This is a genomic window from Streptomyces albicerus, from assembly GCF_008905045.1.
Classification (GTDB): Bacteria; Actinomycetota; Actinomycetes; order Streptomycetales; family Streptomycetaceae; genus Streptomyces; species Streptomyces albicerus.
Genome location: NZ_VWMY01000003.1, coordinates 54714 through 67563, shown reverse-complemented (window position 1 = coordinate 67563; position 12850 = coordinate 54714). Strand labels below are relative to the sequence as shown.

14 protein-coding genes and 1 tRNA gene are annotated in these 12850 nt (G+C 68.7%); 11 read left to right on the top strand and 4 right to left on the bottom strand.

Annotation, left to right across the window (positions count from 1 at the left end; translation table 11 throughout):
- Nucleotides 1–52 precede the first annotated feature (52 nt).
- The 5 genes from GAS53_RS03280 to GAS53_RS03260 all read left to right on the top strand — a co-directional run bounded on the left by GAS53_RS03280 (nucleotide 53) and on the right by GAS53_RS03260 (nucleotide 4483).
- On the top strand, nucleotides 53–1234 hold the full coding sequence (locus tag GAS53_RS03280) for an ABC transporter ATP-binding protein (protein ID WP_151475869.1): 1182 nt from the start codon (nucleotides 53–55) through the stop codon (nucleotides 1232–1234).
- On the top strand, nucleotides 1231–1896 hold the full coding sequence (locus tag GAS53_RS03275; protein WP_151475868.1) for an ABC transporter permease: 666 nt from the start codon (nucleotides 1231–1233) through the stop codon (nucleotides 1894–1896). Before GAS53_RS03280 ends, GAS53_RS03275 begins: the two co-directional genes overlap by 4 nt.
- Nucleotides 1893–2582: an ABC transporter permease gene (locus GAS53_RS03270; RefSeq protein WP_151475867.1), complete on the top strand. Its 690-nt coding sequence runs from the start codon at nucleotides 1893–1895 to the stop codon at nucleotides 2580–2582. Before GAS53_RS03275 ends, GAS53_RS03270 begins: the two co-directional genes overlap by 4 nt.
- A 49-nt stretch (nucleotides 2583–2631) precedes the next feature.
- Complete coding sequence (locus GAS53_RS03265) at nucleotides 2632–3558, top strand: ABC transporter substrate-binding protein (protein ID WP_151476019.1); 927 nt, start codon at nucleotides 2632–2634, stop codon at nucleotides 3556–3558.
- 82 nt (nucleotides 3559–3640) lie between these two features.
- On the top strand, nucleotides 3641–4483 hold the full coding sequence (locus GAS53_RS03260) for a MurR/RpiR family transcriptional regulator (RefSeq protein WP_151475866.1): 843 nt from the start codon (nucleotides 3641–3643) through the stop codon (nucleotides 4481–4483).
- Between the two features lie 25 nt (nucleotides 4484–4508).
- Here GAS53_RS03260 and GAS53_RS03255 read toward each other — a convergent pair whose 3' ends face one another.
- Both GAS53_RS03255 and GAS53_RS03250 read right to left on the bottom strand, forming a co-directional pair.
- Nucleotides 4509–4916, bottom strand: a complete 408-nt coding sequence (locus GAS53_RS03255; RefSeq protein ID WP_225858689.1) for an excalibur calcium-binding domain-containing protein — start codon at nucleotides 4914–4916, stop codon at nucleotides 4509–4511.
- 178 nt (nucleotides 4917–5094) lie between these two features.
- Nucleotides 5095–5502, bottom strand: a complete 408-nt coding sequence (locus tag GAS53_RS03250) for a nuclear transport factor 2 family protein (protein WP_151475865.1) — start codon at nucleotides 5500–5502, stop codon at nucleotides 5095–5097.
- 70 nt (nucleotides 5503–5572) lie between these two features.
- Between GAS53_RS03250 and GAS53_RS03245 the strand changes: the two genes are divergently transcribed.
- The 6 genes from GAS53_RS03245 (at nucleotide 5573) to yjfF (ending at nucleotide 12334) form a co-directional block, all read left to right on the top strand.
- A tRNA-Pro gene (locus GAS53_RS03245) sits at nucleotides 5573–5646 on the top strand.
- 688 nt (nucleotides 5647–6334) lie between these two features.
- Nucleotides 6335–7381, top strand: coding sequence for a LacI family DNA-binding transcriptional regulator (locus GAS53_RS03240; protein WP_151475864.1), 1047 nt, complete (start codon nucleotides 6335–6337; stop codon nucleotides 7379–7381).
- Between the two features lie 158 nt (nucleotides 7382–7539).
- Nucleotides 7540–8550 (top strand): ABC transporter substrate-binding protein, encoded by a 1011-nt coding sequence (locus GAS53_RS03235; protein WP_151475863.1) that lies wholly within the window; start codon nucleotides 7540–7542, stop codon nucleotides 8548–8550.
- A 108-nt stretch (nucleotides 8551–8658) separates the two neighbouring features.
- Nucleotides 8659–10197: a sugar ABC transporter ATP-binding protein gene (locus GAS53_RS03230; RefSeq protein WP_151475862.1), complete on the top strand. Its 1539-nt coding sequence runs from the start codon at nucleotides 8659–8661 to the stop codon at nucleotides 10195–10197.
- The gene (locus tag GAS53_RS03225; RefSeq protein ID WP_151475861.1) at nucleotides 10194–11306 is read left to right on the top strand and encodes an ABC transporter permease; all 1113 of its coding nucleotides are present in this window, start codon (nucleotides 10194–10196) and stop codon (nucleotides 11304–11306) included. Before GAS53_RS03230 ends, GAS53_RS03225 begins: the two co-directional genes overlap by 4 nt.
- On the top strand, nucleotides 11306–12334 hold the full coding sequence (yjfF, locus tag GAS53_RS03220; RefSeq protein WP_151475860.1) for a galactofuranose ABC transporter, permease protein YjfF: 1029 nt from the start codon (nucleotides 11306–11308) through the stop codon (nucleotides 12332–12334). Before GAS53_RS03225 ends, yjfF begins: the two co-directional genes overlap by 1 nt.
- A gap of 142 nt (nucleotides 12335–12476) precedes the next feature.
- Here the strand turns inward: yjfF and GAS53_RS58230 are convergent, their stop codons facing one another.
- Both GAS53_RS58230 and GAS53_RS55985 read right to left on the bottom strand, forming a co-directional pair.
- Nucleotides 12477–12578, bottom strand: coding sequence for a hypothetical protein (locus GAS53_RS58230; protein WP_404829169.1), 102 nt, complete (start codon nucleotides 12576–12578; stop codon nucleotides 12477–12479).
- Nucleotides 12575–12850, bottom strand: a 276-nt coding sequence (locus GAS53_RS55985; protein WP_225858688.1) for a hypothetical protein, incomplete at its 5' end; no start/stop codon positions are given. The genes GAS53_RS58230 and GAS53_RS55985, both read right to left, overlap by 4 nt.

Sequence of the window (12850 nt, the reverse complement as noted above, 5' to 3'; positions counted from 1 at the left end):
TTCAGCCACGCACAACTCTGCATGACCATATGCAGTCGGGTAAGGGGCAGCCTTGATCAGATTCGACGCGGTGAGCAAAAACTATCCCAACGGCACGACAGCCGTGGACGAACTGTCCCTGGAGCTGGCCGAGGGCGGCATCACGGTCCTGGTCGGCCCCTCCGGCTGCGGCAAGACCACGACCCTGCGCATGGTCAACCGCATGGTGGAGCCGACGGCCGGCACGGTGAGTCTGCGCGGCCAGGACATCCGGGAGATCGCCGCCCCGGAGCTGCGCCGGGGCATCGGCTATGTGATCCAGCACGCCGGGCTTTTCCCGCACCGGACGGTCCTGGACAACATAGCGACCGTGCCACTGCTGCTCGGCTGGGGCAAGAAGAAGGCGCGGGCGCGGGCGGCGGAGCTGCTCGAACTGGTGGGGCTGCCGGGCGACATGGCCAAGCGCTACCCGTACCAGCTCTCCGGGGGACAGCAGCAGCGCGTCGGGGTGGCCAGGGCACTGGGCGCCGACCCGCCGGTGCTGCTGATGGACGAGCCGTTCAGCGCGGTCGACCCCATCGTCCGCGGGGAACTGCAGGCGGAGTTCATCCGGCTGCAGAAGGAGCTCCACAAGACGATCGTGTTCGTCACCCACGACATCGACGAGGCGATCAAACTCGGCGACAACATCGCGGTGTTCCGCACCGGTGGCAAGCTCGCCCAGTTCGACACCCCGGAGCGGCTGCTCGCGCATCCCGCCGACGACTTCGTGGCCGATTTCGTCGGCCATGACCGTGGCATTCGCCGGCTGTCCTTCGTCAAGGCGGCCGAGCTGCCGCTGCGCGAGGGCACGGTGCTGCCGGCGGACTCTCCCGTGGCGCGGGCCCGGGCACTGGACGAGCCCTGGGTGCTCGTCGTCGACGACGGCCGGCGGCCGCTCGGCTGGGCCGCCGTCGCCGAACTGCCGGACGGCGGCACGCTCGCGGACGCGAACCTGGCCCCGCTCGGCCATACGTTCAGCCTGGTCGGCGACTCGGCCAGGGCCGCACTCGACGCGGCGCTCCTCTCGCCGTCCCGGCTCGCGGTGGGCGTGGACGCGGAGGGCGCGGTCGTCGGGGTCGCGGACGCGTACGAACTGTCCGCCGCGATGGCCGAGGACGCGGCGGTCGGTGACGCGGCCGTCAGTGACACGGCGGTCAGCGACGAGGCCGAGGTGCGGGTAGCCAAGAGCGACGCGGGCGGTGGTGAGCGATGAGAGACGGGGAACCGCTCATACGGTGGGAGTGGATCGGCGACCATGTCGGCGAGCTGGCCGACTACACCGGTATCCATCTGCGGCTGGGGCTCCTGCCCGTGCTGTTCGGACTGATCATCTCCGTGCCCCTGGGCATGCTCTGCCACCGCTGGCGATGGATCTACCCGCCGACCCTGACCGCGGCCAACGTCCTGTACTCGATCCCCTCGCTGGCCCTGTTCATGATCTTCGTCCGCTACACGGGGCTGACCGAGCGCACGGTGATGATCCCGCTGACGCTCTACACGCTGTCGGTCCTCATCCCCAACGTGGTGGACGGTCTGGCCTCGGTCCCGGAACCGGTACGGCAGGCGGCCACCGCGATGGGATTCAGCACGGTGCGCCGCGTCGTCCAGGTCGAACTGCCCATCGCCGTACCGGTCGTCGTCGCCGGCGTACGGGTCGCCGCGGTCTCCTCCATCAGCCTCGTCGCGGTGGGACAGCTGATCGGACAGGGCGGCCTCGGCTACTACATCACCCGTGGCCTCCAGCTCGACTTCCCGACCCCGATCATCACCGCGACCGTACTGATCATGCTGCTCGCCCTCGTCACCGACGCACTGCTCGTGCTGGCCCAGCGGCTGCTCACACCCTGGGCACGCGGTAAAGGGGCGACGGCGTGAACGATCTCCTGAACCAGATCGAGCTGGTGGGCGACTGGCTGACGTCGTCCCAGCAGTGGCGCGGGGATGACGGCATTCCGCACCGGCTCCTGGAACACCTGACCTACAGCGGCCTGTCGCTGCTGTTCGCCACCCTGATCGGGCTCTCGTTCGGGCTGCTGGTCGGACACACCGGCCGCGGCGCGTTCGCGGTCGCCAGCGTGGCGAACCTCGCCCGGGCGATCCCCACCTTCGGCCTGGTCGTCCTCGTCGTCACGCTCGCCGGGCTCAGCACCACGCCCGTACTGGTCGCCCTGGTCGCGCTGGCGGTCCCGCCGATCCTCATCAACACCTTCGAGGGAGTACGCGGCGTGGATCCCGACACCAGGGACGCCGCGCGCGGGATGGGCATGACCGGCTGGGAGGTCCTGCTGAAGGTCGAGGTGCCGATGGCGCTGCCGCTGATCCTGCTCGGGCTGCGGGTCGCCGCGATCCAGGTCGTGGCCACCGCGACCGTCGCCGCGTATCCCGGTCTCGGCGGTCTGGGGCGCTTCATCGTCGACGGACTCGCCCGCAACAATTACGAACTGGTCATCGGCGGTTCGGCCGTCGTCGTCGTGCTGGCGCTCGTCGTCCAGGCCGTCTTCACCGCGCTGCGGCGCGTCATCGTCTCGCCGGGGCTGCAGCCTTCGGCGACCAGGTCATGAGTTCCGGAGCTCCTGAACGCTCCCGAGAAAGGAAACACCCATGAAAGGCATGATCCGCGGTACCGCCTTCGGCCTGATCGCCGCACTCGCGCTGACCGCCTGCGGCGGCGACAGCGACAGCGACGACAATCCGCTGACGGGCAGCAGCGGCGACAGCGGAGGAGGCAAGTCCATCGTCGTCGGCTCGGCGAACTTCCCCGAGAACCAGCTGCTCGCCGAGATCTACGCACAGGCCCTGGAGGACAAGGGCCTGAAGGTGACCCGCAAGTTCGACATCGGAGCCCGCGAGGTCTACTACGACCAGGTGGTCAAGGGCGGCATCAGCGTCTTCCCGGAGTACAACGGCGCCCTGCTGTCGGTGGCGGTCGACGAGAAGAGCACCGCCACCAGCACGGAGGACATCAACGCCGAGCTGAAGGCGAAGCTCCCGAAGTCGGTGGAGATACTCGACTCCTCCGCGGCCGAGGACAAGGACTCGGTCACGGTCACCTCCGAGGTCGCCGCCAAGTACAACCTCAAGACGCTCGCCGACCTCAAGCCCGTGGCCGGTGATATGGCGATCGGCGCCGGCTCGGAGTTCAAGACCCGCACCCAGGGCATGGTCGGCCTGAAGAAGATCTACGGTGTCGAGTTCGGGAAGTTCCAGCCGCTCGACGCGGGCGCCCAGAGCACCCTCCTGAAGCTGCTGAAGGAGGGCACGGTCCAGGCCGCCAACCTCTACACCACCGACCCGGCCATCATCGAGGACAAGCTGGTGGTCCTGGAGGACCCGAAGAACCTCTTCTCCTCGCAGAACGTCACGCCTCTCGTCTACAAGTCCGCGGTCAACGCCGAGGCCAGGGCGGCGCTCAACGCCATCTCGGCCAAGCTCACCACCGAGGACCTGCTCGAGATGATGAAGAAGCTCGTCAACGACAAGGAGGACGCCTCGGCCGTCGCCGAGGAGTGGCTGAAGCAGTCCGGTCTCGCGAGCTGACCGGGACGGCCGCCGTCGAAGCGACTGGGGATCATGGTGAGTGATGGCGAGTGATACGGACAGAGCCGGCGTCGGCGTTGCCATGCCCGACGGGACCGGTGCCTCCGCGCGGCTGCACAAGCTGTTCGAGGGCCGCCGGCTGACGCCCACGCAGCGCCGTATCGCCCACTGTCTGGTCCGGCAGACGGCGGCCGCACCCTTTCTGTCGAGCGTGGAGCTGGCCCACCTGGCCGGAGTGAGCCAGCCCTCCGTGACCCGTTTCGCGGTCGCCCTCGGCTTCGACGGATACCCGGCGCTGCGCAGACATCTGCGCGATGTCGCACCCGCCGGCCCGGCCGTGGCCGAGCTGCCGGCCAACCAGTACCAGCAGGCGGTACGGGCCGAGATCGACAACCTTCTTCACCTGGCGGCGCTGCTCGCCGACCCCGGGCCCGTGGAACGCGCGGGCCGGCTGCTCGCCGCCTCCCGGCCGCTGCCGGTGCTCGGGCTGCGCGCCTCCGCCGCCCAGGCAGGCGGCTTCGCCTACTTCGCCGCGAAGGTGCACCCGGACGTGCGCCTGCTCGACGAGGGAGGCTCGCTGCTCGCCGACCGCATCGACGCGGCCCGCCGCGCGGGCGCGAGCGCGCTCCTGTGCTTCGCGCTGCCACGCCACCCGGTCGAACTCCTCGCCGCGCTCGACCACGCCCGCGGCACGGGGCTGACCGTGGTGACGATCGCCGACGGCACGTTCGCCCCGGTGGCCGCCCACAGCGACCTGCTCCTCCCGGCCGCCGTGGGCACCGGACTGGTCTTCGACACGGTGAGCGCCCCCATGCTCCTCGGACAGGTCCTCCTGGAGGCGATGTGCGACGGCCTGCCCGACGCCCAGGCCCGCCTGGAGGAGTTCGACGCGCGGGCGGCGGCACGCGGCCTGTTCGTCGACTGAACGGCCCTGAACGGCCCTGAACGGCTCAGCTGTCGCAGCCGACGCCGTCTCCGTCCCGGTCCAGATGAGAGGCGTAGCCGGGCTCGCCGCTGTGCACAGGGGCGGCGCCCGCCGCACGCGCCTCGCTGCAGTTGGCGTAGTACACGTCCCCGCCACCTCCACCCCCATCGGAACCGCTGTCGTCGTCGGACCCGCCGCCCGCGGCCGGCTGCGCGGTGACCGTTGCCTTCACGGTCGTCGTCGCCGTGACGGTGGTGGCGGGCTCGGGTTCCGGCTCAGCGGTCTCGGTCGCGGTCGCCGTGGCGGTGACGGTGACGGTCGGCCTCGGCTTGGCGGCCGCGGGCTCGGCATCGTCTCCTCCGCCGGCACCGGCACCGATACCGATGAAGAGGCCAGACCGATCGCCGGCAGTACGTAGCGCTTGCGCGCCCACTTCGGATGCTCTGACACGAATCCCCCCAAGGCTGTGCGAGAAGCACGACCGTAAGGGGGCGGACGGGGCTCGACCTACCACATGGACAACTGGTGGCCGAATTGTGATGGAAATGTGGAGAGGTGGCTGTGGCTGATGGTGGCGAGCCCTTCCCGGCGCAGGTCGGTCACCCCGCGGATCAGTACTTGCCGCCCAACGGCACCCTTCGTGCGAGCACCCTGCGGCGGCTGATGCGCCAGCCCCCGTCGCCGGGCACGACCGTGTCCTCGTACGTCACGCTGCCGCTCGTGCCGTCCACGTTGATGCCGATCCCCTTGGACAGGGCGCGTACCCGTCCCTCGTCCAGCTCGGTGAGGACGATGTTCGTGATGTGATGGCCGACCGGATTGGCCGGGCCCAGCGCGAGCGAGGCGTCCCGGATGGCGGCGATTCCGACCAGCGGCTCCTGTCCGAGGTCGCTGATGTCATAGACGACATCGGCCGTGAACAACTCGTCCAGCCGGTCCAGTTCCCCGGCGTCGAAGAGATGGCCGTGCATCGAGAGCAGTTCGGCGATGGCCGTACGGTCCTCCGGGCCGAGCGGCATGGGCGTCCTCTCGTCGACGTACGGTAGGGTTTACCTGCGTGTTCCCGCGGAACTCCGCGGCGGGACGCATCGGGACGTGGCGCAGCTTGGTAGCGCACTTGACTGGGGGTCAAGGGGTCGCAGGTTCAAATCCTGTCGTCCCGACAGTGTGAAGGGTCTTCGCAGGTGAGAGCCTGTGGGGGCCCTTTTCGCGTCCCGAGACCAGGTGAAGGCCTGCCAGGTGCGGCCGGCTGCCCGGCGGGGCGTACAGTGCGTGCCGAACGCCGCGTCGGTGGTCGCGAGGTACGTCAACGCTCCGCCGTGCACCGCGTGTTGGTCTGCCGCGCAAGCCCCTGCTCATGGACCGTGGGAACCCATCATCATCAGCAACGTCCGATATTTCGTGCGTGGTTCGAAGTTTCGGTCCTGAAAATAGGGCCGCACCTCAACCGCGTCAATACCTTTTCCGGGACCCGTGTCACGGGCCCCTCACCTCGGCTTCGCATGCTTCCGGCGCGTTACTCAAACGTGACGTCTTCCTGTTGCGGGACCTCTTGACCGGCATGAATTGTTAGCGCTCACAATGACGTCCGCAATCACGAGCCGACTTCCAGGGGGGCACGACCATGGCGTTCGCAGCGCCTCAGCTCGCCTCCGTGGCAGGTGCCGCAAAGCTCTGGGCAAGCCGTACGGGCCGGTTCCCCGGCCGGTCCGGAGGGGGTGAGGTGCCCGGAGAGTTACCCGGCTGCTCGGCGGTCCGGTTGCCGTCGCGGAGGGCTGGACCCCGCCGCACGGAGACGTCCACGCATGTCACACAGATCTTCCGGTATACGACCGCCAAGGAGGTGCGGCCATGGCACAATCGCAGCTTCGGCCGCCCACCATGGCCGATGTCGCGCGACTGGCGGGCGTGTCCCACCAGACCGTTTCCCGTGTGCTGGGGGATCACCCCAATGTGCGGGACGAGACACGGGCCAAGGTGCTGCACGCGATCGAGGAAATGGGCTACCGCCGCAACTCCTCCGCACGAGCCCTGGCCACCCGACGCACCCGGACCCTGGGTGTGGTCGCCTCCGACACCACCCTCTACGGTCCGGCCAGTACGTTGTTCGCGCTCGAGGAGGCAGCACGCGCCGAGGGCTACCTCGTCTCCACGGTCAGTCTGCGCAAACTGACCGTCGACAAGCTGTCCGAGGCGCTGGACCACCTCAGCGAGGGTGGGGTGGAGGGAGTGGTCGCCATCGCCCCGCAGCGGTCGGCGGTCGAGGCCCTCACCGAACTCCGCCACCCGTTCCCGGTGGTGACCGTGGGCAGCGGGCCCGGACTGGGAATCCCCAGTGTCAACGTGGACCAGCACCTGGGAGCATGCCTGGCCACCGGTCATCTGCTGGCCGTCGGCCACCGCAGGGTCTGGCACCTCGCCGGACCCGAGGACTGGCAGGAGGCCGCCGACCGGGCCGCCGGCTGGCGGGCCACGCTCGAAGCGGCGGGTGTCGAACCGCCGTTGACGCTGCGCGGGGATTGGAGTCCACTGTCGGGCTACCGGGCGGGCCAGGAACTGGCCGGCTGGGTGGGCCGGGGGCTGACCGCGGTCTTCGTCGCCAACGACCAGATGGCACTGGGGGTGTTGCGGGCTCTGCGTGAGGCGGGTGTGCGAACTCCCCAGGATGTGGCCGTAGTCGGCTTCGACGACATCCCGGAGTCGGAGTTCTTCGCTCCGCCGCTCACCACCGTCCGGCAGGACTTCTCGGCGGTGGGCAAACGGAGCATCGCCCTGCTCCTGGATCTGATCGAGGGCCGGGATCCGTCCGGGACACCCCGGATCGCCATCGAGCCCCAACTGGTCGTCCGCGCCAGCACTTTCCCGTACACGTCCGACCAGGGTGCAGCCCCCACCTGACGCGGCACCCAACGCACCAACGGTTGTTTTCATCCTATCATTGTGACCGATATTTCGAACAATGATCGACAGGCTGGACGCGGTGCAGCCTGTCCCGGCAAGTAGCAAGCGAGTACCAGCAGGTCCTTCCCGGGCCGGCTCTTCAAAGGAGAAGACACATGCTCAACAGAAGGAACTTCCTCACTGCGGCGGTCGGCGTGGCGGCAGCGGGCGGCCTGGCGGCCTGCGCCAAGGAGGACGAGGGTTCCTCGAGCTCCTCCGCCGGCGACGGCGGCGGTAAGAAGCTGACCCTCGGCTTCTCCCAGGTCGGCTCGGAGAGCGGCTGGCGCAGCGCCAACACCGACTCGGTGAAGGCGTCGGCCAAGGAGGCGGGCTACAAGCTCCAGTTCTCCGACGCGCAGCAGAAGCAGGAGAACCAGATCTCGGCCATCCGCAACTTCATCGCCCAGAAGGTGGACGTCATAGCCTTCTCGCCGGTGGTCGTCACCGGCTGGGACGCGGTGCTCAAGGAGGCCAAGGCCAAGAAGATCCCCGTCGTCCTCACCGACCGCTCCGTCGAGACCTCCGACGAATCCCTGTACGTCACGCTCGTCGGCTCCGACTTCACGGACGAGGGCAGGCGCGCGGCCAAGATCCTGGAGAAGGTCCTCGAGACGGCCGGCCACAAGGGTGCCGTGAAGATCGCACAGCTGGAGGGCACCACCGGTGCGGCCCCCGCGATCGAGCGTGCCAAGGGCTTCAAGGAGGTCATGGACGCGGACCACAAGGACGACTGGAAGATCGTCGCCAGCCAGACCGGTGACTTCACCCGCGCCGGCGGCAAGCAGGTCATGGCCGCCTTCCTGCAGTCCAACCCGGACATCAACGTGCTCTACGCACACAACGACGACATGGGCCTCGGCGCCATCCAGGCCATCGAGGCGGCCGGCAAGAAGCCCGGCAAGGACATCCTGATCGTCACGGTCGACGGCGTGAAGGACGGCTTCGTCGCGATGTCCGAGGGCAAGATCAACGCCATCGTCGAGTGCAACCCGCTGCTCGGCCCCCAGCTGATGGAGGTCGTGCAGAAGGTCAAGGACGGCGAGACGGTCGAGCGCTGGATCAAGACCAAGGAGAGCGACTTCATGCAGGCCCAGGCCAAGGACGCGCTCCCCACCCGCAAGTACTGACCGACCGCACCCACCGGCAGGGAGCCCCCGCCCGGCCAGTCCCTCGGACCAGAGGGCTGCCAAGGGGGCTCCCCGCGGGCCTGAACGAAATTCACGAGGAGCGCTGCCATGGCAGAGCCGCAGCCCGTCCTGGAGATGACGGGCATAGTCAAAGAGTTTCCGGGGGTACGGGCTCTGTCGGGTGTCGACTTCCGGCTCTTCCCCGGCGAGATCCACGCCCTGCTCGGCGAGAACGGTGCCGGGAAGTCCACCCTCATCAAGGTGCTGACCGGGGTCCACTCCCTGGACGGCGGCACCATCACCCTGAGCGGTACGTCGGTACGGTTCGACAGCCCGTCGCAGACGCAGCAGGCCGGCATCAGCACCGTCTACCAGGAGGTGAACCTCTGCCCCAACCTGTCGGTGGCGGAGAACATCTTCATCGGACGTGAACCAACCCGCTTCGGCCGCATCCAGTGGAAGCGGCTGCGCCGTGAGGCGGCCGAGCTGGTCGACCGGCTCGGCCTCGACATCGACGTCACCGCGCCCCTGTCCTCGTACCCGCTGGCCGTGCAGCAACTGGTCGCGATCGTACGGTCGGTGGGCACCGGAGACGCCGACGGCCAGGGGGCGGGCACCAAGGTGCTCATCCTCGACGAGCCGACCTCCAGCCTCGACCGCGACGAGGTCCTCGAACTCTTCGCCCTGATGCGGCGGTTGAAGGACCAGGGCGTCGCGATCCTGTTCGTGTCGCACTTCCTCGACCAGATCTACGAGATCTGCGACCGGATGACCGTCCTGCGCAACGGCACCCTCGTCGGTGAGCACATGGTGAGCGAACTCGACCAGGTCGGGCTGATCCAGCTCATGATCGGCAAGGCACTGGACCAGTTGGAGGAGCTCCACGATCACCAGCTGCGCTCCGACGTCGGCGAGTCGCTGCTCCAGGCGGACGGCGTCGGCAGGGTCGGCGGCGTCGCCCCGTTCGACCTGGAGATCAAGAAGGGCGAGGTCATCGGACTCGCCGGACTGCTCGGTTCGGGCCGCACCGAACTCGCCCGGCTGCTCTTCGGCGCCGACCAGCCGGACAGCGGCACGGTGACCATCGGCGGCAAGCAGGTCTCGATGAGCGCCCCGAACGACGCCATCTCCGAGGGTGTCGCCTTCTGCTCGGAGAACCGCAAGACCGAAGGCCTGGTACCGGACCTGACGGTGCGGGAGAACATCATCCTCGCCCTGCAGGCTTCGCGCGGCTGGACCCGGCCCATCCCGGTCGCCCAGCGCGACGAACTCGTCGCCAAGTACATCAAGGCCCTGGACATCCGGCCCGCCAACCCGGAGGCGAGGGTCGGCCAGCTCAGCGGCGGCAACCAGCAGAAGGTGCTGCTCGCCCGCTGGCTGATCACCCAGCCGAAGCTGCTGATCCTGGACGAGCCGACGCGCGGCATCGACATCGGAGCCAAGGCCGAGATCCAGAAGCTCGTGGTCTCGCTCTCCGAGGACGGCATGGCCGTGCTGTACATCGCGGCCGAGCTGGAGGAGGTCCTCCGGCTGAGCCACACCATCGGAGTGCTGCGCGACCGCAAGCTGGTGGCGCAGCTCGCCAACGGGCCCGAGATCACCCCCACCCGGATCCTGGAGACCATCGCGAGCGGAGAGCACCAGTGACCACCACACCCCGATGGCGAGCGCTGACACACCATCACCTGTTCTGGCCGGTCGCCGTGCTGGTCATCCTGCTGCTCGTCAACGTCCCCTTCACGCCCGACTTCTTCTCGATCAAGATGACGGACGGCCACCTCTACGGCAGCCTCGTCTCGATCGTGCTGTTCGGATCGCCCCTCATCCTGGTCGCGGTCGGCATGACCCTCGTCATCGCCACCGGCGGCATCGACCTGTCGGTCGGCGCCGTGGTCGCCATCACCGGGGCCCTGACCTGTTCGTACATCAGTGACCAGGCCGACCAGAGCGCCCTGTCCGGGGTGTTCCTCGCCATGGGTATCGGACTGGTGGCCGCGGTCGTCTGCGGCCTCTGGAACGGCTTCCTGGTCGCCAGGATGGGCATCCAGCCGATCATCGCCACGCTGATCATCATGGTCGCCGGACGCGGTGTCGCCCAGCTGATCACCGACGGGCAGATCATCACCGTCAACAGCGAGCCGTACAAGCTGATCGGCGGCGGCTACTGGCTGACGCTGCCCTTCTCCATCTTCGTGGTGGCCGCAGTCGTGGCCGTCACCGTCGCGCTGACCCGCCGCACCGCCCTCGGCCTGCTCGTCGAGTCCGTCGGCGGCAACGCCGAGGCCAGCCGCCTGGTCGGCATCAGGTCCATGCGCATCAAGATCATGGTGTACGTGTTCTGCGCGCTGTGCGCCGGCATCGCGGGCCTCATGATCAGCTCCAACACCTCGGCCGCAGACGGCAACAACGCCGGTCTGTGGATCGAGCTCGACGCCATCCTCGCCGTGGTCATCGGCGGTACGTCGCTGCTGGGCGGCCGGTTCTCCATCGGCGGCACGGTCGTCGGCGCTCTCGTCATCCAGACCCTGACCACCACGATCTACACCATCGGCGTGCCGACCCAGACCAACCTGGTCTTCAAGGCCGCCGTCGTCATCATCGTCTGTCTGATGCAGTCCCCGAAGTTCCGCGCCAAGGTCTTCGGCGGCAGGTTCGGCACCAAGCCCGGCGCGAAGGGCGGCACCGGTCAGCCCGCTGCGGCCCAGGCGGAGCCCGCCGCGGCGACCGAGCCCGCTCCCAAGATGGAGGTGTCGTGATGAGCACGACCACGACCACCAAGCGCCCCCCGGCCGCGGAGAGCCGTACGCCGTCCAAGGCCGCGCAGCTGCTCGGCGACCGGCGGCTGCCCGTCCTTGTGACGGCCGGGCTCTTCCTCGCGATGTACGTGGTGGGCCTGAGCCGGTACCAGAACTACGGGTTCGGCGAAGCGCAGGTCTTCATGAACCTGTTCATCGACAACGGCTATCTGCTGGTCGCCGCCGTCGGGGTCACCTTCGTCATCCTGTCCGGCGGCATCGACCTGTCCGTGGGCTCAGTGATCGGCTTCACGACCATGTTCACGGCATGGCTGGTGGAGCGTCAGGGCCTGCCGATCCTGGTCGTCATCCCCATGGCGCTGGCCGTGGGCGCCTTCGGTGGCTTCCTGATGGGCTATGTGATCCACAACTTCGAGATCCAGCCCTTCATCGTGACCCTGGCCGGCCTCTTCCTCTTCCGGGGTCTGTGCCTGGTCATCAGCAAGGAGTCGATCTCCATCGGCGACTCCTCGGTGAGCAGCATGGCCGGGGCGCAGGTGTCGCTGGGGGCGGGTTTCCTCTCGATCGGCGCGATCGTCGCGCTGGTCGTCCTCGCCGTGGCGTTCTACGTCCTGCACTACACGCGCTTCGGACGCCGGGTGTACGCCGTCGGCGGCAACGAGCAGTCGGCCATGCTGATGGGCCTTCCGCAGGGCGGCACGAAGATCGCCGTCTACACGATCAGCGGCTTCTGCTCGGCGCTCGCCGGACTGCTGTTCACCCTGTACATCCAGTCCGGTGACCCGCTGCACGCCACCGGCATGGAGCTCGACGCGATCGCCGCGGTCGTCATCGGCGGCACGCTCCTCACGGGCGGCTCCGGCTATGTGATCGGCACCCTGTTCGGTGTCCTCGTCCTCGGCCTGATCAAGAGCCTCATCCAGTTCGAGGGCACGCTCAGCTCGTGGTGGACGAAGATCGCGACGGGTGTGCTGCTGTGTGCGTTCATCCTGATCCAGCGGGCGATGACGGCCCGTCGGAAAACCTGAGCGGGAGGACCGCGACGGTCCGCCCGCCGACGGCACGGCACGGAGCCACCTCCTCGGGGGTGGCTCCGTGCCGTCGGCGCGTGCGAACGGTGGCGTGGAGCCGGCGAGTCGAGGCAGGGACGACCCACAGGTCCTCAGGCCCTCACGTCCGCAGCCCGTTCAGCAACCGGTCCAGGGCCTGCTCCGTCTGCGCCCGCGCCCGCCGGTTCCCCGACGGGGCCAGCCACAGTGCGGCCTCGTTCATCCCGCCCGACAGCAGGCGCGCCAGCGGATTCCGGCGTACCGCGGGGTCGGACCCGGCGGCCAGGAAGGCCCGGCAGCCGGCCCGCAGTTGCTCCCACGGTCGCCGTACCGCTCGGCGGCCTCCGCGACCCGCTCGCCGAGCTCCCGTTGCACCTCGGCGACCACGGCCCGGGTCCGGCACTTCGGGTTCGAGGCGACCTTCGAGGCCGACTGGTAGGAGTTCGGGCAGCGCCACTTCGTCGCCGCGGCACCGGACGGCGTGCTGATCGACGT